The sequence below is a fragment of the Streptomyces sp. SudanB25_2051 genome, from assembly GCF_964272635.1.
Taxonomy (GTDB): Bacteria; Actinomycetota; Actinomycetes; order Streptomycetales; family Streptomycetaceae; genus Streptomyces.
Map to the genome: position 1 here is coordinate 477561 of NZ_OZ186787.1, position 17195 is coordinate 494755.

At 75.2% G+C, this 17195-nt stretch carries 15 protein-coding genes; 7 read left to right on the forward strand and 8 right to left on the reverse strand.

Annotated elements, in window-relative coordinates:
• Positions 1–101 precede the first annotated feature (101 nt).
• Positions 102–755 (reverse strand): TetR/AcrR family transcriptional regulator, encoded by a 654-nt coding sequence (locus ACSUPT_RS02105; RefSeq protein WP_361663972.1) that lies wholly within the window; start codon positions 753–755, stop codon positions 102–104.
• Positions 756–826: 71 nt separating this feature from the next.
• Here ACSUPT_RS02105 and ACSUPT_RS02110 point away from each other — a divergent pair, with 71 nt between their 5' ends.
• Positions 827–2443: a purine-cytosine permease family protein gene (locus ACSUPT_RS02110; RefSeq protein ID WP_436943330.1), complete on the forward strand. Its 1617-nt coding sequence runs from the start codon at positions 827–829 to the stop codon at positions 2441–2443.
• Positions 2440–2874, forward strand: coding sequence for a hypothetical protein (locus ACSUPT_RS02115; RefSeq protein ID WP_436943331.1), 435 nt, complete (start codon positions 2440–2442; stop codon positions 2872–2874). The genes ACSUPT_RS02110 and ACSUPT_RS02115 overlap by 4 nt, the downstream gene beginning before the upstream one ends.
• Positions 2875–3109: 235 nt before the next feature.
• Here the strand turns inward: ACSUPT_RS02115 and ACSUPT_RS02120 are convergent, their stop codons facing one another.
• Positions 3110–3910: an alpha/beta fold hydrolase gene (locus ACSUPT_RS02120; protein WP_436943332.1), complete on the reverse strand. Its 801-nt coding sequence runs from the start codon at positions 3908–3910 to the stop codon at positions 3110–3112.
• Positions 3911–4016: 106 nt separating this feature from the next.
• Between ACSUPT_RS02120 and ACSUPT_RS02125 the strand changes: the two genes are divergently transcribed.
• The 3 genes from ACSUPT_RS02125 (at position 4017) to ACSUPT_RS02135 (ending at position 5938) form a co-directional block, all read left to right on the forward strand.
• Positions 4017–4628 (forward strand): TetR/AcrR family transcriptional regulator, encoded by a 612-nt coding sequence (locus tag ACSUPT_RS02125; protein WP_436943333.1) that lies wholly within the window; start codon positions 4017–4019, stop codon positions 4626–4628.
• Between the two features lie 145 nt (positions 4629–4773).
• Positions 4774–5166, forward strand: coding sequence for a DUF4440 domain-containing protein (locus ACSUPT_RS02130; RefSeq protein WP_436943334.1), 393 nt, complete (start codon positions 4774–4776; stop codon positions 5164–5166).
• A gap of 76 nt (positions 5167–5242) precedes the next feature.
• A complete protein-coding gene (locus ACSUPT_RS02135; protein ID WP_365728313.1) occupies positions 5243–5938 on the forward strand; it encodes an alpha/beta fold hydrolase in 696 nt (231 codons plus the stop codon).
• 152 nt (positions 5939–6090) lie between these two features.
• Here ACSUPT_RS02135 and ACSUPT_RS02140 read toward each other — a convergent pair whose 3' ends face one another.
• The gene (locus ACSUPT_RS02140) at positions 6091–7332 is read right to left on the reverse strand and encodes an MFS transporter (RefSeq protein WP_436943335.1); all 1242 of its coding nucleotides are present in this window, start codon (positions 7330–7332) and stop codon (positions 6091–6093) included.
• A 436-nt stretch (positions 7333–7768) separates the two neighbouring features.
• Between ACSUPT_RS02140 and ACSUPT_RS02145 the strand changes: the two genes are divergently transcribed.
• Together ACSUPT_RS02145 and ACSUPT_RS02150 are read left to right on the forward strand one after the other, a co-directional pair.
• A complete protein-coding gene (locus tag ACSUPT_RS02145; protein WP_436943336.1) occupies positions 7769–8242 on the forward strand; it encodes a hypothetical protein in 474 nt (157 codons plus the stop codon).
• 95 nt (positions 8243–8337) lie between these two features.
• Entirely contained in the window at positions 8338–10047 is a 1710-nt protein-coding gene (locus ACSUPT_RS02150) for a RecQ family ATP-dependent DNA helicase (RefSeq protein ID WP_436943338.1), read from the forward strand.
• 94 nt (positions 10048–10141) lie between these two features.
• Here the strand turns inward: ACSUPT_RS02150 and ACSUPT_RS02155 are convergent, their stop codons facing one another.
• The 5 genes from ACSUPT_RS02155 to ACSUPT_RS02175 form a co-directional block, all read right to left on the reverse strand.
• The gene (locus ACSUPT_RS02155; RefSeq protein ID WP_436943339.1) at positions 10142–12244 is read right to left on the reverse strand and encodes a LamG-like jellyroll fold domain-containing protein; all 2103 of its coding nucleotides are present in this window, start codon (positions 12242–12244) and stop codon (positions 10142–10144) included.
• 194 nt (positions 12245–12438) lie between these two features.
• Positions 12439–13761, reverse strand: coding sequence for a DEAD/DEAH box helicase (locus ACSUPT_RS02160; RefSeq protein WP_436943340.1), 1323 nt, complete (start codon positions 13759–13761; stop codon positions 12439–12441).
• A gap of 240 nt (positions 13762–14001) precedes the next feature.
• The gene (locus tag ACSUPT_RS02165) at positions 14002–15333 is read right to left on the reverse strand and encodes a lectin (protein ID WP_399218006.1); all 1332 of its coding nucleotides are present in this window, start codon (positions 15331–15333) and stop codon (positions 14002–14004) included.
• Between the two features lie 238 nt (positions 15334–15571).
• Positions 15572–16279, reverse strand: coding sequence for a B3/B4 domain-containing protein (locus ACSUPT_RS02170; RefSeq protein WP_436943341.1), 708 nt, complete (start codon positions 16277–16279; stop codon positions 15572–15574).
• Between the two features lie 115 nt (positions 16280–16394).
• On the reverse strand, positions 16395–17042 hold the full coding sequence (locus ACSUPT_RS02175) for an FMN-binding negative transcriptional regulator (protein WP_436943342.1): 648 nt from the start codon (positions 17040–17042) through the stop codon (positions 16395–16397).
• Between the last annotated feature and the right edge of the window lie 153 nt (positions 17043–17195).

Sequence of the window (17195 nt, forward strand, 5' to 3'; positions counted from 1 at the left end):
ACCCCGGCCCTGTCAGGACCCCGGTCCGGCTCAGGACCCCGGCAGCGGCAAGGCACCGGGAGGTCAAGGCCCGGGCGCGCCGAGGTCCTACAACGCGGGCGTCAGGCTGTCGCCCCGGGGTCGTGGCCCTCGGCGGTCAAGGCGCCGTCCGGCAGGCCGAGTTCGCGCTCCGCCGTGGTGTGCGCGAGGCGGGCCACGGCCTCCGGGCGGGCGGCGGTGCCGGTGTTGGCGTGGGCGCCCAGCCCGTCGAGGACGACCAGGATCTGGATGGTCACCCCGTACGGGTCGTCCGTGCGGAACTCCCCCTGCCCGACGCCCTCGCGGATCAGCTCCTCCAGCCGCCCGCGCCAGGCGGCCTCCTGGACGAGGACCCGTTCGCGCAGGACGGGCCGGTAGCGACTGAGGTGGCGGGCGTTGATCCAGAGGCGGCTGATGTCGTCGTACGCCTCCCCCGACGTGTGCGCGAGGAACCGCGCGAGCTGCCGGGTGGGCGGCAGGGGACGGGGCGCGGCGGGGATGAGACGGTCGAGTTCGCCACCGGCGGCGCTGCCGAACGCCTCCGCGACGAGGTCCTCGGCGGACGGGAAGTAATGGCTGATCAGGCCCGGCCGGACGGCGAGTTCGTCGGCGATCCGGCGCAGCGTGACGCACTCGAGCCCCTCGGTGAGCGCGACCGCGCTCGCGGCCTCGACGATCTCCGCCCGACGGGCTTCGGGTGACTTGCGTACTCGTTTCCGCTGAACGCTTGACGGCATACCGGCGATGCTATTGAGTGTGCGACCAATAAGCAACCAGGTGGGTTTCGACCAGCACTCCGGAGGGCCGCATGGCGTCCACGATCCCCGACCCCCAACCCCTGGACGGCCCGCCCGGGCCACCCGCACAGGCCGACTCCGCACCCCCGTCCGAGCCACCCGCCCAGCCCGGCTCGGCAGCCCCTGCCCCGCCGCCCGCGCCGGCCGACGGGCCGCCCCCGGCGGACCGGCCCGCCTCCCCCGCCGCCCCGACCCGGCACGAACCGCCCGCGTCCGGCCGTGCGGGCCGCATCGAGGCGCACGGCATCGACCCGATCCCCGACGCGGAGCGCCGCGGCCGCCCCCGCGACCTCTTCGCCATCTGGGCGGCGGCGAACGTCAACTACCTCAGCCTGGTCATCGGCGGGGCGCTGGTGCTCATGGGCCTGAGCCTCGGGCAGGCGATCGGCGTACTCGTCGTGGGCAATCTGTTCTGGCTGCTGACCGGGTTCCTCGCCACCTCGGGCCCGGCGGCCGGCGCGCCGAGCGAGGTGATCACCAGGGCGATGTACGGGGTGATCGGCAACCGCGTGAACAACGCGATCGGCGGCTGGCTGGTGTCCGTCTGCTACTTCGCCCTCAATCTGGCCGCCGCGGCGAGCGCCGCGTTCGCGCTGGTCGAGATGGCGGGCGTCACCGCCGGTACCGGGGTCAAGGTGGCGGTCATCGTGGCCATCGCGGCGCTGACGCTGGCCATCAGCGTCTACGGCCACGCGACGATCATGAAGCTGTACCTCCCGATCACCCTGGTGCTCGCCTCCGCGTTCGCCGTGGTCGCCGTCGCCGTGGTGCGGCGCGCCGACTTCTCCCACCAGCCCGCCGAGCCGCTGACCGGCCTCGACCTGTGGGCGGTCCTCATCGCCGGCACCGCGCTCACCGCGTCGGGCCCGCTGTCGTACACGACCAGCGCCGACTTCTCCCGCTACCTGCCCCGCACCGCCTCCCGGGCTTCGATCACCCTGTGGACGGCCCTGGGCGCCTTCGTGCCGAGCGTCGCCGTGTCGTCCCTGGGCGTGCTCGCCGCGACCACGGTGGACATGACGGACCCGCAGAGCGCGCTCCAGCAGATCCTGCCGGGCTGGTTCACACCGGTCTTCCTGCTGGCGCTGGTCCTCGGCACGGTCTCCATCAACGCCCTGACCGCGTACAGCGCGGGTCTCGCCCTCCAGGCGGTCGGGCTGCGGGTCCGGCGCTCCGTCAGCGTCCTCCTCGACGGCGCGGTCGCGGTCGCGCTGACGCTGTACGGGCTGCTCGTCTCCGACTTCCTCGACACGGTCAGCAACGCCCTGCAGGTGATCGTGGTCCTGATCGGCCCCCTCATGGCCGTGTACGCCACCGACATCGCGCTGCGCCGATGCCGGTACGACGGCGCCGCGCTCGCGGACGAGTCCCCGCGCAGCCCCTTCTGGTACAGCCGCGGTGTCAACCGTGCCGGTGCCCTCGCCGTCACCTCGGGCGTGGTGGCGGCGTCCCTGTGCGTCAACACCCTCTACACCGGGCCCGTCGCCGCGGCCCTGGGCGGAGTGGACCTGTCACTCCCGGCAGGCATGGCCGTCTCCGCCGCCCTGTACGCGGTACTGATGCGGGCCGACCGGGGGGTACGCGCCGCCCGTTCGCCGGTCACGTGGCGGAAGAAGGCAGGTCGTTGATCACCCAGGGCGTACGGGTCACCGGGCGCTGCGAGCGCTGCGGCGGCGTGCTGACACGGGACATCGGCCAGACCGTCGAGCGGGGCCTCGTGCGGTGGGGCATCGAGAGCGGCTGCACGGGCTGCTCGTACGGCGGGTGCGAACGGGGCGGTGGACCCGCGACCCCGGAGCACGTCCGGCAGGCCCTGCTGCGCGCCCACGGTCCGGTACGGCTGCGCCCGGCCGGCGAACCGCCCCGCACGGCCGCGGTGATGAGGGCGCTGCGCGAGGCCCGTTGCGACCTGACCCTGGAAGGGGCCCGCGCGCTGGCCGCCGAACTGGCGGGCCCCGGGCTCACCGGGACGCTGGTGGAGATGGAGCACCTCGCCGAACTTCTGCGGGACCGGTCAGTGGCCGTGACGGTCGAACCGCTCGGCGCGCGCATGGAATGAGGCGGCGGTGCACGGCGGTGGGCGCACCCGCCTGCGGGGCACGTCGGTCTGCCGCCACAGCCCGTGGGGCGCGGCGGCCTGCCGCCACAGCCCGCGGGGCGCAGCCGGCGTGGGCGCGGTGTCGCGCGGCGCTCCGGCCGCACGTCGGGCGGCGGGAGCGCCGGGGTGCGGCCGTCGGGAACGGGCCGGTGGTGGCCGGTTCCTCGGGCGCCGCCGCTTTCGGCACGCTCGCTGCTCAACTCGCCTGGCGGGTGGCCATCGTGTCGCTGTCGCAGTAGTCGACGAAGGTGCGAAGTCTGGCCGCGAACCGTCTGGGGTGGACGAGGTGGACGAAGTGCCCGCAGCCCGGCCACTCCTCGAGCCGCACGTCCGGCAGGTCGTCGAACCGCTCGCGCTCGCCCTCGGTGGCGGGTCGGCCGAACACCGCGAGGCAGGGGACCTGTATGCGGGCCGCCTTCGCGTCGATCCACGCCTGCAGGTCGGCCGGATCCGTGGTCAGGATCTGATCCCAGTATCCGAGCACGACGTCCCGCTCGACCCTGTGCGTGCCGAGGACGAGCGCGCGGGTCGGGTCGGGGATGCGGTCGAGTCCGAGGCTCTTCTCGATGTTCGGCCAGACCTGGTGGAACGCGGGGCCGTGCAGCATGGGTGCGATCCGGTGGAGCATCCGGGCGAAAGGGAGCACTTCCGTCGCCTGGTCCACCAGGAGGATGCCGCGCGCCGGGTGGGCGGACGCGTAGAGTCCGGCCACCGCGGCCGCCATGGAGTGCCCGACGACGACCGGGCGTTCGACGCCCAGTGACTCCAGCAGTCGGTGGATCGCCTCGGCGACGTCGTCCAGCCGGGTGGGTCCGGCGCTGCTGCCGCCGTGTCCCGGCAGGTCGACGGCGATGCTGGTGACGGCACCGTCCAGTTCGTCGACGACCGGTCGCCAGGTGCGCCGGTCGAAGGTCATCCCGTACAGGAGGACGACAGGCGTGCCCGTTCCCTCGATGTCGTAGGCCAGGCCGGTCTTCGGATGGGTCGCGGTTGCCATGACGCACCGCCTCGGAGGGGTCTCGCCGCGACGGGACACGACCATCCCGTTTCGCGACAATGTTTCGTTTCGTTGTAACGTAACGCCGTGCCCCTATGCTGTCAACATGGGACGCAAACGGGTGCACGACGAGGAGACCGCCGAAGCGCTGCTGGACGCGGCGGAGCGGATCCTGGAGGCCGAGGGCCTGGAGGCACTGACCGTGCGACGGGTCGCGGACGAGGTCGGGACCACGACGCGGGCCGTCTACACCAGCCTTGGTTCCAAGGAGGCCCTGATCGCCGGTCTCGGTGTGCGGGGCTTCGCGCTGCTCGCGGCGAAGGTCGCGGCGCTGCCCACGACGGACGACCCCGCCGCGGACCTGGTCGTGGCCGGGGTGTCGGGGTACCGGGCATGGGCCCTGGCGCATCCCGCGCTCTTCCAGGTCACCTTCCAGCAGCGGGCTGTCGCTTCGCCAGAGGTCCGCAAGCGTTTCGAACCGGCCAGGAGGGAAGCCGTCGAGATCCTTCTCGAGCGGATCCGCCCGCTGCGGGATTCCGGGGGCACCGGGGGAAGGACGGTGCGGGAAGCCGCCCTTCAGTTCAGCGGCCTGTGCGAGGGACTCGCCGCGCTGGACCTCCGGCTGGCGGCGTCGGGCCGTCAACCGGACAGCGCGCCGCTCTGGGCCGACGCGCTGGGCGCGCTGATCGCGGGATGGCGGACGACGAGCAGAGCGTGACGGGCCGAGCGGCCCACCTCGTCCATCTCCCCCCAGGAAAGGTCCCTTGGACGCCGCCACATTGAGCCGCGGGAACCGGTCCCGACGCGGCGCCGAGCGAAAAGCCCTCGCTGGCACGCCGGTTGCGGTGGTACAGGTGTGACGCATGACGGATGCGTACGGGTTCACGGGTGAGGACGATCCGCAGGTGGCGGAGGCGCTGGCGGCGGAGGTGGAGACGCTGACGCCCGAGTGCCGGGCCGACGCCGGCCGACTGCGGGGGTTTCTCGCCCCGGACTTCCACGAGTTCGGGGCGTCCGGCGCCGAGGTGGTGTACGAGGGCACGGCGGAACGCGTCGCCGCGTACACCGACCCGGCCGGTGAACCGATCACCACCGCGCGCATGCGCGGGACGCGGCTGGCCGACGGCCTGGTGATGGTCAAGTACACCGCGCGAATCAACGGCCGCTGGTCGCACCGGACCTCCCTCTGGCGGCGGGTCTCACCGGGGCGGTGGCAGATGTTCCACCACCAGGGCACGCCCACCGAAGGGCCCTGACCCGGCGCCCCGGCCGGGCGCGGACAGCCCGTGCGCGGCCGGGCGCTCCGCTCGGGCGGCCGCGTATCGTACGGGCATGGACGATCGGCGCTCGGTCGACGTGGGCGGGGTCCGGCTGGCCTTCCGGGTGTCCGGCCCGCCCGGGGCGCAACCGCTGGTGCTGCTGCACGCGTTGGGCGAGGACGCCACCGACTGGGACGGGGTCGCGCCCGCGCTGGCCGCGAGCCGGCGGGTGTACGCGCTCGACCTGCGCGGGCACGGGCGCAGCGACTGGCCGGGCACGTACACGCTGGACCTCATGCGGGCCGACGTGGACCGCTTCCTCGACGCACTGGGGCTCGGACCGGTGGAGTTGATCGGGCACTCGATGGGCGGGATCGTGGCGTATCTGCTCGCCCAGCACCGTCCGGCGCGGGTGCGCCGGCTCGTCCTGGAGGACGTCTCCGCCCCGCGCCCCCGGAAGCCCACGACACCGGTCCGGCCCGACGGTCCGCCGGCCTTCGACTGGGACATGGTCCTGGCCGTCCGACGGCAGATCGACTCACCCGACCCCCGGTGGCTGGAGGGGCTCGGCCGGATCACCGCCGGGACGCTCGTCCTGGGCGGCGGCCCGCGCAGCCACGTCCCCCAGGACGGCGTCGCCGAACTCGCCCGCCGCATCCCCGGCGCGCGGACGGTCACCCTCCCCGTCGGGCACCTGATCCACCGGGCGGCGCCCGACGCGTTCACGGAGACGGTCACCGCGTTCCTGGGGGCGTCCCCACGCCCCTGAGCGCCCGGAGGTCGCCGACCTGCCGACGAGGCAGGGCGCGCCGGGCGCGCGCACGGCGCCGCCTCGGGCCCGTCGGGCCGCCCGCGGGCCCTTCGGTCACCCTCGGCCCGTCCCCGCCGCCCGCAGGTCCGGTCAGGCGGCCGACGGCCCGGTCAGGCGGCCCGTGCGGCGGCCCCGCCGGGCGCGGGCGCGCCGGCCGGTTCGCGGCGCCGCTCCCCCGCCCACCGGGACACCGGGCCCATCGCCCACGACGCCGCCAGGAACAGCCCGCCCAGCAGCAGCCACCCCGCGGTGCCCATCCCCATCAGCAGCGCGGTGAGCAGCAGCGGCCCCAGGGTGCGGGCGACCGTGACGCCGGCGCCGAAGAAACCCTGGTACTCGCCGATCCGCCCGGCCGGGGCCAGGTCGAAGCCGATCTGCCAGGAGCCGGCCGACTGGAGCATCTCCCCGGCGACCAGCAGGACCGACCCGCCGACCAGGGCGGTGACCGCCACCCAGCGCGGGGTGCCGCCGGAGAGGGCGAACGCCGCACACGTGAGGAGCATCAGCGCGCCGGACCGGCGGATGGCGCGGGCGGCCGTGCCGAGCCCGGTGACCGAGCCGGCGGTGCGGACCTGGAACAGCATCACGGCCGTCGTGTTGAGGATGAAGAGGGCGGAGACCAGCCACTCGGGCGCGTCCGTGCGCCCGGCGATCCACAGGGGCAGTCCGATGCTCAGCAGCGGCATCCGCAGCAGGAGCACGGTGTTCAGGAGGGTCACCACGGCGTACGGCCGGTCCCGCAGGACCTCCAGCCGGGCGCCCGGAAGCGCGCTCACCGGGGCGACGGCGGGGAGGTGCAGCAGGACGAGCGCGCACAGCAGGAAGCTCAGGGCGTCGACGGCGAAGACCGCCAGGTACGCGGACGTGGTCCCGGCGGAGAGGGCCAGCCCGCCGAGCCCGGCGCCCACGGCGAGGCCCGCGTTGAGCGTCGACTGCAGATGGGCGAGGGCGCCGGTGCGGTCCTCCTTCGCGACCAGGCCGGCGAGGAGCGCCTGGCGGGCGGCGGCGAGGCCCGACTGGGCGGTGGCGTAGAGGCAGGCGGCCGCGAGGAACGGCAGGAAACCCCGTACGACCAGGAACGACGCGACGGCCGCGCCGGTCGCCAGGGCGAGCAGTACGGCCGTGCCGCGCGGGCCCCGGCGGTCCGCGATCCGGCCGAGCGGCACCCCGGCGACCGAGCCGACGGCCCAGGCGAGGGTGAGGCCGAGACCGATCCGGGTGGGGGCCAGGCCGACGACGTGGGTGAAGTAGAGCGCCGAGGTGACGTAGTAGGCGCCGTCGCCGACGGAGTTGCCGAACTGGGCGAGCGCGAGCGTGCGCCGGGGTCCGGCGGGGGGCAGCAGGTGGGGCATGACGGGGACGGTACGCAGAGGTCGGCACCGGTGCGTAGGCCATTGGCGCGCCTCGCGCGTGGGCCACTTCGGCGGGACCTTCACGGCGCGGCGGATCTACGGCGGTGGCACTTCGCGCGTGGCCTGCTCCGCCCACGGCGGCCGGGGCGGTCCGCGGCGGCGCGGCGGGTCTACGGCGGGGCCGGCCGGTCCACGGCGGGGCCGGCGGGACTAGGAGGAGGTCTGCTCGGCGGGACCGGCCTGGCGACCGGGGCGGCCGGAGCCGAGCTGCGGCGGACAGGTCCCGGAGGCGTCGCGGGCGAAGGCATCCGGTCAGGCGTCCGCGCGCTGCGCCGAACGGGGCAAACCCGCCGGACCCGCGTCATGGCGGCGGCCCGGCCGCCTCTCCTCCGTGACGCCGATGACGGCGGCCCGTACAGCGAAGGAGAGATGTGCCGTGAGGGATGCGCAGACCGGGGCAGCGGTGGAGTGGCTGGCGGCGGTCGCGCCGGACCCGCTGGGCTGCCGCCGCGCCTGGGACGACAACCCGTTCAGGACCCTGCCGCTCCCCGCGGGCAGGCGGTGGGACGTGCTGCTCGTCCCGGGCCGGCTCGGCTACCCGGCGTTCGACGCGCTCGCGCGCCGCGTGGAACGGCCCGGACCGGTGCTGGCCGATGTCGGCGGCACCCGTGTCGGCTTCTTCGTGCCGCCCGCGACGGGCGAGCACTGGGTCGGGACGGGGGTGCGCTGCGCGGGCGCGGGGACCTGGGTCGTGGTGCCCCGGCCGGGGCACGCCGCCGACGGGACGCGGTGGCTCGTACCGCCCGACGGCAGCGGCACCCTCAACGACCCGTCCGTACTGGAGGACGCCCTGCACGAGGCGGCGGCGGGCCTGGCAGCGGCCCGCGGGCTCCGCCGCGCGGGGGCCTGACGACGGCACGGCGCCGCGGGCGGCGCCGCATGTCAGGGCGGGCGAAAACGGGGTAGTCGGAGGCGGGGCCCCACCCTCCACCCCCGGGAGAGACCATGCGCACACCGAGTGCCGGGAGCGACGCGGAGCTGCTGTCCCGGACGGCGGCCGACGTGTTCGGCTGGGAGACGCTGCGGCCGGGTCAGCTGGCCGCCATGGAGGCGGTGCTCGCGGGCCGTGACACGCTCGTGGTCATGCCGACCGGGGCGGGCAAGTCGGCGGTGTACCAGGTGGCCGGGACCGCGCTGCCCGGGCCGACCGTCGTGGTGTCCCCCCTCATCGCGCTGCAGCGGGACCAGATCGCGGGGCTGCCCGGCGACGGCGGCCCCGAGGCGGTCGCGGTGAACTCGGCGCAGCGCTCCGGTCAGACGCGGGCGGCGTGGGAGGCGGTACGGCACGGGGACGCGGAGTTCCTGTTCCTGTCGCCGGAGCAGCTCGCGAAGGACGAGGTGCTGGACCGGCTGGCGCAGGCCGGCCCCTCGCTGTTCGTCGTCGACGAGGCGCAGTGCGTCGCCGCGTGGGGGCACGACTTCCGCCCGGACTATCTGCGCCTGGCGCACGCCGTGCGGCGCGTGGGCGGGCCCACGGTGCTGGCGCTGACCGCGACCGCGTCCCCGCCGGTGCGGGAGGAGATCGTGCGGCGGCTGGAGATGGGCGAGGACGCCGCGCAGGTGGTCGCCGGATTCGACCGGCCCAACATCACCCTGGAGGTGCGGCGGTTCGCCGAGGAGGACCAGCGGCGCCGCGCGGTGGTGGAGCGGGCGGCGTCGGAGGCCAAGCCGGGCCTCGTGTACACGGCGACCCGCCGGGACGCGGAGGAGTACGCGGCGGAGCTGGCGGGGCTTGGCCTGTCGGCGGCGGCGTACCACGCCGGGCTGCCCGCGCGGGAGCGTTCGCGGGTCCACGACGCGTTCCTGGCCGGGGAGGCGGACGTGGTGGTGGCGACGTCGGCGTTCGGCATGGGCATCGACAAGGAGGACGTGCGGTTCGTGCTGCACGCGGCGCTGCCCGGGTCCCTGGACGCCTACTACCAGGAGATCGGCCGGGCGGGACGGGACGGCGGCGCGGCCGTGGCGGTCCTGCACTACCGGACGGGCGACAGCGGCCTGCAGCGGATGTTCGCCACGCGGACGCCCGACGAGGAGACGCTCGGGGAGGTCGCGGAGGCCGTCCACGAGGGCGACGGGCCCGTGGACCTGGACGAGCTCGGCGCGGGGACGGACCTGCCGCGCCGCCGGGTGACGGCCGCCGCGAACCTGCTGGAGCAGGCGGGCGCGGTACGCACGGACGACGAGGGGCAGCTCAGCCCGGAGCCCGGCGTCCCGGCGGACGAGGCCGCGCAGCGGGCGTCGCGGACGGCGGAGGCGCGCAAGAGGCTGGAGGAGTCGCGCCTGGAGATGATGCGTGCGTACGCCGAGACGACGGGCTGCCGCCGCCGCTTCCTGCTCGGCTACTTCGGCGAGGAGTACGAGGCGCCGTGCGGCACGTGCGACACGTGCCTCGCCGAGGACTCCCCCGACCCGGCGGCCGGGACGCCCACCGAGGGCGTCACGGAGCCGGGCGCCGCCCCGCCGGGGCATCCGGCGGCGGCGTCGTACCCGGCGGGCACACACGTCCGGCACCGCGAGTGGGGCGACGGCATGGTCATGAACGAGGAGGGCGACCGGATCACGGTCCTGTTCGACACCATGGGCTACCGCACCCTGTCCCTGGCGGCCGTCACGGACAGCGACCTGCTCACGGTCCGCACGGAGCCCGACGCCTGAATTGGCGCCGCCACGGCGGGGCCCGCCTCCGCGCACGGCGCCAGGCGGGCCCCGGCCCGGTCGCCGTCAGCGGGCGGCCGGGCGGTGGAACGGGTCAGCAGAGGCAGGGATCGCTTCCCGTGCCCAGGGCCGGGATGTCGCGGTCGCGCAGCGCGCCCGCGAACACCTGCACCTCGTCGACGTCACCGCGCAGGTACTCGCCCCAGCCGTCGCCGGCCTTCGCCCGGCCGATCTGCAGGGCGCCGGTGCTGGGCAGGCCGCCGGGCACGGACGCGGTCGCGTCCGCGTTCGTGTATCCGTCGAGGTACAGCCGGACCTGGTCGGTGGCGTCGTCGTAGACGACCGCGACGCGGTTGCCCAGGCCGTCGTCGCCCCGGGGGGCCGCGATCTGGGACACCACGGTCTCGGGCGCGTCGGGCTCGTCCCGCTGCGGCATGACCAGCTGCCAGGCGGAGGCGGACGGGTCGTAGCGCACCTTGAAGACGTCCGTGTGCCGGCCCGCCTGGGACAGCACCGTCATCGGGCGGTCCGGCTCCGCGTCGGCGAGGCGGACGACGGCGCTGACGGTGAAGCTGTCCCGGGTGTCGACGAGCGTGGTGCCGGTGGTCGCGTACCCGGTCGTCCCGTCCAGCTGGAGGTGGCCGTCGCCGACGAGCGCGTTGGGCACGTCGGGGCAGTCGGGGTCGAGGCCGGGGATGCAAGCGGAGTAGTCCGGTCCTCGGTGGATCGTGGCGCCGGGGCCGAGCGTGAGCGGCGTACCGCCGTTCTGCGCGGGGCTGGTGCCGTTCGTGGCGGTCTCCAGGGCCCAGCGGCCGAGCGCGACCGGCTTGCGGTCCGCGAGCAGGGCGGCCTCGGCGGGGACGACGACCCGGTCGTGCGCCCGGACGTCGCCGATCTCGCCGTGCCAGCGGTCGCGGTATCCGTCGCCGCTGCGGGCGCGGCCGATCTGGAAGGCCCCGGCCGTGGTCGCCGCCGTGGCCTCGGCGGGGGTGCCGGCCTCGCGGCCGTCGACGTACAGCCGGGCCTGGCGCTTGACGGCGTCGTACACGCCGAGCAGGTGGGTCCACTCACCGGCCTCCGGGGCGCCCGCGGTGACGCGTGCGCCGCCGACCGTGAAGGACCAGTGGGCGCCTTCGTCCCGGGTGCGCAGGCCCAGCGTCACCCCGGCGCCGCTGCCGGCGTCCTGGGCGGCGAGGGTCATGTTCACGTCCGTGCGCGCGGGGCGGGCCCAGGCGCTGACGGCGAAGGACGTGCCCGGGTCGAGGACCGGCGCGTTCGGAGTGAGGTAGCCGTGGCTGCTGCCGTCGAGGGACGCCGTGGAGGTGACCGAGGTGCCGCGCGGGGCCTCGGCTCCGAAGGTCACACCGGAGCCCGCGGTGGCGGCGGGGCCGGTCTCGGCGGCGGCGGTGGCCGAGCCGGGCGCGTCGGACAGCGTCCAGTGGGCGACGGGCGCACGTCCCTCGTCGACCATGAAGTCGTACGCGGTGGTGGCGCTGACGCGCGAGGCGCGATCGAGGGCGGAGACGCTGAGGCGTCCCGGGCCGGCCTGGAGCGGGAGGTGGGTGATCGTGACCGGGCCGCCCGCGACAGCCGGGCGTGCGACGAGCGACGGGCCGCCCGTGAAGTCGTAGCGGTACGCGACCACGTCGTCCGACGGGGAGTCGGCGGTGAAGCGCGCGTACACGCCGACGCTTCCGCGGTACTGGCCGTCGGGCGCGTCGGCCGGGGCGACGACCGGCTTCTCCGGGCTGGTGTCGTCGAGGACGAGCTCGCAGGGGGAGCCCGTGCCGGCGTCGCTCCAGTCGGAGACCGCGGTGCCGTCGTGGGCGCGCACGTGCCAGGAGACGACCGTGTCCGCCGGGACGTCCGCCGGGAGCTGCCAGGTCGCGGAGTCTCCCGAGAGCGACCGGGACGTGGTGTACGTCCGGCGCTGCCCGGCTCCCGCCGCGTCGGTCCACCACGCCTCGAACTCGCCCGTGACCCAGTTGCCCGTGCCCGGCTGGTCGTCCTCCGCCGGGTCGCGCAGCACGGCGCCGAGCAGGGGCGCCGAGTCGACGTACGTCCGCTCGTCACCCGCCGCGCACGGCGCGATGCCGGTCTTCAGGTCCTGGACCAGCGGCTGGTGCGGCGGCAGGTTGGTGGTGGCGTGCGCCGTGCCCGGCACGCCCAGCAGGGCGGCCGTGACGAGGCCGCCCACGGCGAGCCGGCCCCTTCCGGCGCGGTGCGGTCTTCTTCCCACTCTGTTCACATGTCCCTCCCCAGTGGAACCCGTGGTTCACACGGGCCGCAGGAGGCTAACAGTTGGCGCGGCCGTCCTCTGACCGGTTTTCAGGAGAGTGACGCGATCACGCCGCACGGTGGCGGCGGGCGGCGGGCCCGCCCGCGGCGTGTTCAGCGGCTTCTGCGGACGCGGGCCGCCGCGCGGGCCGCCGCGGCCTTGCGGGCCTCGGCGGCCTTGCGGGACTCCTTGGCGGGGCGGCCGGGGCGGGTGCCGATGCCGCGGAACGCGGCGTTTCCGGCGGGGGCCTTCGCCGGGGCCGGCGGGCGCTTCGCGCCGGTGATCGCGGTGAGCCGCGCCTCGCCGGAGCGCACCTGCGTGACGGTGGGGCGGATGCCCGCCTCGGTCATCATGCGGTTGACGTCGCGCCGTTGGTCGGGGGTGACCAGGGTGACCACGTTGCCGGACTCCCCCGCGCGTGCGGTGCGTCCGCCGCGGTGCAGGTAGTCCTTGGCGTCGGCGGGCGGGTCGACGTTGACGACGAGGTCCAGCGCGTCGACGTGGATGCCCCGCGCCGCCACGTTGGTGGCGACGAGCACGGTGACCGCGCCCTCCTTGAACTGGGCCAGCGTGTGGGTGCGCTGCGGCTGCGACTTGCCGCTGTGCAGGGCGGCCGCCCGTACGCCGCTGTCGCGCAGGTGCCGGGTGAAGCGGTCGACGCCCGCCTTGGTGTCCAGGAACATCAGGACCCTGCCGTCGCGCGCGGCGATCTCCGTGGCGGTGGCGTACTTGTCGGCGGGGTGGACGTTCAGGACGTGGTGCTCCATCGTGTCCACCGGCCCGGTCGCGGGGTCGACGGAGACCGGCAGCGGGTCGCGGAGATGGTCGCGTACGAGCCGGTCGACGGCGCCGTCGAGCGTGGCCGAGAACAGCAACCGCTGCCCGTCGGGCCGGACCTGGCCGACGAGTTCCGTGACCTGCGGCAGGAAGCCCAGGTCGCACATCTGGTCCGCCTCGTCCAGGACGGTGATCCGCACCTGGTCCAGTCGGCAGTAGCGGCGCGCCACCAGGTCGGTCAGCCGGCCGGGCGTCGCGATCAGCACGTCCGTGCCGGCCTTGAGCTCCGCCGCCTGCCGGTTGATCGACAGGCCGCCGACGGCGGTCGCGAGGCGGACGCCCAGGGCCCGCGCGTACGGCTCCAGCGCGTCACCGACCTGCTGGGCGAGTTCCCGGGTGGGTACGAGGACGAGGGCGAGGGGCCGCTTCGGTTCGGCGCGGACGCCGGCCGTGCGGGCGAGCAGGGCGAGACCGAAGGCGAGCGTCTTGCCGGAGCCGGTGCGGGCGCGGCCCAGGATGTCGCGGCCCGCGAGGGCGTCGGGCAGGGTGGCGGCCTGGATCGGGAACGGCTCGGTCACCCCGAGGGCGGTCATCGTCTCCGTCAGCCGCGGCGGCAGGCCGAGCGCGTCGAAGGACTGGATGGGCGGCTTCGCGTTCATGGGGAACCTTCCTGGGTGGGGCGCCCGGAACGCGCCGGGGCCCGTACCCCTCGGTACGGGCCCCGGCGGTGTCGAAGCGTGCCCCCATTTTACCAGCGGCCGGCGCGACGCCCCCGGTCGCCGTCCGCCGCGGACGCCGCGGGGCCGGGCGCCCGGCGCGCTCCGTGGCGGCGCGGCCAGCGGGTCAGCGGGTCAGCGGGTCAGCGGGTCAGCGGGTCAGCGGGTCAGCGGGTCAGCGGGTCAGCGGGTCACGGTCCATTTCTGGTTCGCGGCGCCGGTGCAGGTCCAGATCTGGAGCCGGGTGCCGTTGGCCGTGCTGCCGCCGGTGGCGTCCAGGCACTTGTTCGCCTGCGGGTTGACGATGTCGCGGGCCGCGGGGACGGCCCACTGCTGGGCGGGGGTGCCGTTGCAGTCCCACAGCTGGACGGGCGTGCCGTCGGCGGTGCCTCCGGACGCCACGTCCAGGCACTTGCCGAGCGCCCGGATCGTCCCGTCGGCGCCGACCGTCCACCGCTGGGCGGCGGTGCCGTTGCAGTCGTAGAGCTGCACGGGCGTGCCGTTGGCGGTGTCGGCGCCGGCGACGTCGACGCACTTGCCGCCGATGCCGGTGATGGGCCCGCCGCCCGGCTGCGTGCCGCCGCTGGTGACGCGGACGTAGTCGACGAGGAGCCGCGCGGGGAAGACGGTGCTGCCGTCGGGGTCGCCGGGCCAGTAGCCGCCGACCGCGAGATTGAGGATCAGGAAGAACGGCTTGTTGAAGACCCACTGCCGTCCGCCCAGGTCGGCGGGGGTGCGGCGCTGGTACACGATGCCGTCGACGGACCAGGTGATCGCCTCCGGGCTCCAGTCGACGGCGAAGGTGTGGAAGGCGTCGGCGAACGCCTGGCCGCCCGGCAGCGTGTAGCCGGCGCCGATGCCGCCGGAGCCGGAGTAGCCGGGGCCGTGGAGGGTGCCGTGGACGGTGGACGGTTCGAAGCCGACGTTCTCCATGACGTCGATCTCGCCGGACGCGGGCCAGCCGACCTGGCCGATGTCGTTGCCGAGCATCCAGAACGCCGGCCACATGCCCTGTCCGCGCGGCACCTTCATCCGCGCCTCGACCCGCCCGTAGGTGGTGGTGAACCGGCCGGCCGTGTTGATCCGCGCCGAGGTGTACTCGCAACGCCCGTACCAGCACTGGTAGTTGCCGGGGTTCTCCCGGCGGGCGGTGATGACCAGGTGGCCCTGGCCGTCGAGGGCCGCGTTGCGGTTGCCGGCGGTGTAGTACTGGCGCTCGTGGTTGGAGACGTTGTCGCCGGTCTCGATCTGCCACTTCGTGCCGTCGACGGCGGCGCCGGCCGGTCCGTCGAAGTCGTCGGAGAAGGTCACGGCGGCCGTCCCCGCCGGAGCGGCGGCGCCCGCGGGGCCCGCGGCGCCTTCGGTGCCCGAGGGTGCCGCGGAGGCGGCGGTGGCGCCGGTGGGCGGTGCCGGGCGGGCGGGGGCGCCCTGCGCCAGGCCGGTGGACAGCGACGCGAGGGCGAGTACGGAGACGAGGGTCAGCAGCAGACGCCTGGGCGGGCGTGGTGAGGCCATGGATCTCCCTTCGGGAGCACACGGCACGGCGAATATGACCTGCGCATGACAAGCCGAAGCGTCGCCGCCTCGGCCCGGAGGGGCCAGGGCGGCTGCCGCGTCGTGTGGATGGGTGTGGGGGGAGCCCTGCGAGGGCTTGATTCACTACGTGATTTAAGGAGTGAACGCAGGGCCTGTCAAGAGTCCGGTCTGGACCAACCCCCCGAACACGGCGGGGCGTCGAGCCTCGCGCGGCGGCTCAGACGGCGGCCTCGGGCCGTTCGGCGCCGAGGTGGTGCACGGCGGTGTCCGCGGCGTGCGGGGCGAGGAGGTCGCGCAGTTCCTCCGCCGCGGCCTTCAGCAGATGGCCGTCGCGCGCGCCCTGCACGGTTTCGAGGAGGAAGGCGACACGCGTGGAGTCCTCGGTGACACGGGTGCGGTGGGCGTCGCGGTGGTTCCAGTGGCGGGTGAGGACACCGGCGGCGTCCACGTAGACGACCTCGCCCGGCTTGGGCGTCTCGACGCTGTCGGGTTCGCCGAGCGGGGTGAAGGACTCGATTCCGTCCGCGTGGCGGATGTCCACGTCGCCGAAGACCCGGTCGAGGTCGAACGCCCCGGCGGGCAGGGCGTGGCGGACGGAGACGAGGTTGTAGGCGTCCACCGCCGGGTTGATGCGGGGAAGGGAGCCCTTCTTGGCGAGGCGGCGGCCCAGCGCGTCGACGCTGGGGCGGACGCGCCGGGGGTTGGTGCCGAAGGCGCGGTACGCGGCGTGCCAGGCCTCGATGCGGGGGTCGGTCTCGTCGGCGGGCCGCCAGGAGCCGTCGGCGAGACCGCGCTCCAGGGCCTCGACCGCGGCGGCGGTGCCGGGCCAGGGCTCGCGGCCGCGCAGGCCGGTGGCGGTGACGAGGGCGATGAGCGTGCCGGGGAAGGCGTCCGTGACGGTGGACGCGACGCGGAAGACGGTCATGGGCGGGACTCTCCGTTCCTGTGCGGGGGTGCGGTTCCGGGGTGGGGCGGGGTGGCGGTTCCGGGGTGGGGCGGGGTGGCGGTTCCGGGGTGGGGCGGGTGCCGGGTGCGAGGGGTCAGGGCTTCCAGGGGCCGACGCGGTCCAGGCGGCGGCGCTGCTGGTGGGCGGCCGGCGCGTCGAGGCCCTCGCCCCGCCCGGCGAGGCGCTCGGCGACGGCGGTGCGGTGCTCGACGGACTTGTGGTCGTCGTACTTGAACTTCGCCTGTACCTCGATCACGTCGAGGCGCAGTCCGCGGATGCCGGGCAGCATCCGCCCGTACGGGGGCAGCCCGGGTTCGACGGGGGCGTGGTCGCCGTCGGGCTGGAAGTGCACGAGCTGGCGGCGCAGCAGGTCGGCCTTGGCCTCGGGGTCGTCCAGGATGTGCGCGCGGCAGGTGAACTGGACGGCCGTGTAGTAGCTGGTGGGGACGCCGTCGGTGGGCGGGACGCCGGGCTGGGCGCGCCAGGGGCCGGGGACGAAGGCGTAGTCGCCGAAGACGGTGAACAGGACGTCCGGGTCGTTCTCGATCGCCTTCCAGACGGGGTTGGGGCGGGCGAGGTGGATCAGGAGCCGGCCGGTGTCGGCGGTGAAGTGGGTGGGGACGGCGACGGGCGGCCGGCCGGGCAGGCCGTTGACGCTCAGGATGCCGAAGTCGTGGCCTTCGGCGATCCAGCTGTGCCACTCGGCCTCGTCCAGCGCGGCGTCCCAGGGCTGGATGAACATGCGGTGCTCCTTGCGGGCGGGGGTTGCGGGAAGGGTGAGCGGGTGGCGGTCGGGGAGAGGGCGGGGCGTTGACCGTGTGGCCCGGCGGTTCAGGCGGGGTGCGCCGCACCCGGAAGGTCCGGCTCAGGCGAGGGGGCCGCTCCAGGAGGGTCC

What these genes read in the sequence shown, in the direction of transcription:
- ACSUPT_RS02130 (WP_436943334.1), top strand. Translation starts at nt 4,774, where the DNA reads ATGACGGATGCGTACGGGTTCACGGGTGAGGACGATCCGCAGGTGGCG.
- ACSUPT_RS02125 (WP_436943333.1), top strand. Translation starts at nt 4,017, where the DNA reads ATGGGACGCAAACGGGTGCACGACGAGGAGACCGCCGAAGCGCTGCTG.
- ACSUPT_RS02160 (WP_436943340.1), bottom strand. Translation starts at nt 13,761, where the DNA reads ATGAACGCGAAGCCGCCCATCCAGTCCTTCGACGCGCTCGGCCTGCCG.
- ACSUPT_RS02120 (WP_436943332.1), bottom strand. Translation starts at nt 3,910, where the DNA reads ATGGCAACCGCGACCCATCCGAAGACCGGCCTGGCCTACGACATCGAG.
- ACSUPT_RS02140 (WP_436943335.1), bottom strand. Translation starts at nt 7,332, where the DNA reads ATGCCCCACCTGCTGCCCCCCGCCGGACCCCGGCGCACGCTCGCGCTC.
- ACSUPT_RS02150 (WP_436943338.1), top strand. Translation starts at nt 8,338, where the DNA reads ATGCGCACACCGAGTGCCGGGAGCGACGCGGAGCTGCTGTCCCGGACG.
- ACSUPT_RS02175 (WP_436943342.1), bottom strand. Translation starts at nt 17,042, where the DNA reads ATGTTCATCCAGCCCTGGGACGCCGCGCTGGACGAGGCCGAGTGGCAC.
- ACSUPT_RS02165 (WP_399218006.1), bottom strand. Translation starts at nt 15,333, where the DNA reads ATGGCCTCACCACGCCCGCCCAGGCGTCTGCTGCTGACCCTCGTCTCC.
- ACSUPT_RS02110 (WP_436943330.1), top strand. Translation starts at nt 827, where the DNA reads ATGGCGTCCACGATCCCCGACCCCCAACCCCTGGACGGCCCGCCCGGG.
- ACSUPT_RS02105 (WP_361663972.1), bottom strand. Translation starts at nt 755, where the DNA reads ATGCCGTCAAGCGTTCAGCGGAAACGAGTACGCAAGTCACCCGAAGCC.
- ACSUPT_RS02135 (WP_365728313.1), top strand. Translation starts at nt 5,243, where the DNA reads ATGGACGATCGGCGCTCGGTCGACGTGGGCGGGGTCCGGCTGGCCTTC.
- ACSUPT_RS02170 (WP_436943341.1), bottom strand. Translation starts at nt 16,279, where the DNA reads ATGACCGTCTTCCGCGTCGCGTCCACCGTCACGGACGCCTTCCCCGGC.